This is a genomic window from Lewinella sp. (assembly GCF_050633125.1).
In the GTDB taxonomy this organism is placed as follows: Bacteria; Bacteroidota; Bacteroidia; order Chitinophagales; family Saprospiraceae; genus Lewinella.
On record NZ_JBOEFX010000232.1, the window covers coordinates 1 to 1,856 of the forward strand.

Annotated in this window: 2 protein-coding genes; one reads left to right on the forward strand and one right to left on the reverse strand. The window is 41.5% G+C overall.

All coding sequences use genetic code 11. The features are described from left to right. Positions 1 to 272 precede the first annotated feature (272 nt). On the forward strand, positions 273 to 1,448 hold the full coding sequence (locus ACRBG0_RS28545; RefSeq protein ID WP_431490226.1) for a tyrosine-type recombinase/integrase: 1,176 nt from the start codon (positions 273 to 275) through the stop codon (positions 1,446 to 1,448). 17 nt (positions 1,449 to 1,465) lie between these two features. Here ACRBG0_RS28545 and ACRBG0_RS28550 read toward each other — a convergent pair. Continuing rightward, on the reverse strand, positions 1,466 to 1,856 hold a 391-nt coding region (locus ACRBG0_RS28550; protein WP_431490227.1), incomplete at its 5' end, for a hypothetical protein.

Below are 1,856 nucleotides of genomic sequence, written 5' to 3' on the forward strand. Positions count from 1 at the left end.
TTCACGGCGGCAACACGGGTTCAAATCCCGTACGGGTCACTTAAAAAAGCTCGCTTCCAATTGGAAGCGGGCTTTTTTTGTTTTTGGGGGTGAGTAATTTTTTTCTTAATCTGTTGATTGTCTATTGATTAGCTGATTTCTTAGCTGCAAAGTTGCTGCTGTTTAGTAAAACACTTTTTGTTTGTTGAGTATTTATTATCGGTTATTTTTGTTTATTTATTGTTATTTTTGTCCCTATTCAGCTAAAATGCTTCTAAAGACAATAACCAGCAATGAATTTTAGAACGGTACTCTGGACTTACTTTGTAAAAAAGAATGGCACTTGTGATGTAAAAATCTACTTTAGCCATCTGAACAAGAAGAAATATTTTTCAACGGGCATCCAAGTGACTCCTAAAGATTGGGATGAACGTAAGGAGGTTGTTCGCAATACGAATCCCTTAGCTTCAAGATACAATGCCAAAATAGCTAAAATGCGCCTAGATATTGAGCGGCACTTCCTGGAAGGCGGCTCATGGAGCAATCTCTTTGAGACATCTGGCAAAAGTAGTCTAACGGAATTCGTCGACAAGATAATAGAAGAGGGAAGGAGTGGTCTACTTTCGATCACTAGAGGTACTTTGTGTAATTACCGATCCCTCCACACCAGACTCGTAGAATACGAGCAAAAGAGCGGTGATAAGCCAACCCTGGAAGGTCTGGATATGAACTTTTACCAGAATTTTACGACTTTTTTATCCACCGATGGGAATTGCCAGCTACCAGGTATAGACAAGCACGTAAAAATACTGAAGAGGGTAATGAATATAGGCCTGGAAAGAAAAATCCACGAGAACACTATTCACCGAGAAAAAGGATTCCGGAGGCCACGCCTAAATAAGTCCAATAAAATCTTCCTTACCGAAAAAGAAATAGCCATTCTTGAAAGCATCGATCTTAGGACTCAGCCACACTTAGAAAAGGAACTTGATCGGTTCTTGGTCGCTTACTACTTCCTCCTGCGTTTTTCAGACTTGCAAAAAATAACTGCTGATAATCTTATCGAAATTGACAACAGGATCTTTCTAAGGTACCGGGCTGGGAAAACCCAGAAAGAGGCAACGATACCGGTCAGGACAAGAGCAATGGAATTGATGAAAAAATATAACTTTGACTTCTCCTGGGGTACCAATCAACAAGCCAATCGCCAACTAAAAATGGCAATCGTGTCGGCAGGGATCAACGACATAGTCGAGCAGGGGGATGTTACTGCACCTAAAAGTTCTTTTATTACCATGCACACGGCCAGGCGAAGCGCCGCTACGAACCTTTACCTCAGCGGAGAGTTCAGTATTAAGACAATTGCAGATCTTGGTGGTTGGGAGAACATTAAGACCTTACAAATCTATTTGCGGTGTAGTAACATGGATAGTGCTAAGTTGGCGGCGAAGAGTGATTATTTTATCTGATAATTATTCGACTTGTTCTATCCACCTTGACGAGGAAAAACGAAGCGCGAATTTTCTTTCAATACAATTATTGAATCTCTACTCATTGCCACCACTCGAATTCCTTCTTTTTCCTCGTCCAAGCGATAGGTGATACCTTTGCCATTGAGCTGTAAGCGGACACGCGTAACCTCGCTGTTATTGATGGAATAGCCTTGATAGATCAGTTTTGGTGGGGAGATCGCTTTAGGTTGTTCCTCTATTATTGAGGGAGTAGAGGAAGGCGACCTTTTCTTTGTAGAAGCAGATACTGTTCTCTGATGTGACTTAGCACTTCCGGTGGAAGGTTTACCCGTAAATGGATCTGGATAAGCTAAAGATAAGGAGAAGGTGTCCGGCACTAAGACTGTTTCTGTTGGTGAGTAATCC

Bases quoted from the DNA above. Each gene is read 5' to 3' on its own strand.
- ACRBG0_RS28545 (WP_431490226.1), top strand. From the start codon at position 273: ATGAATTTTAGAACGGTACTCTGGACTTACTTTGTAAAAAAGAATGGC.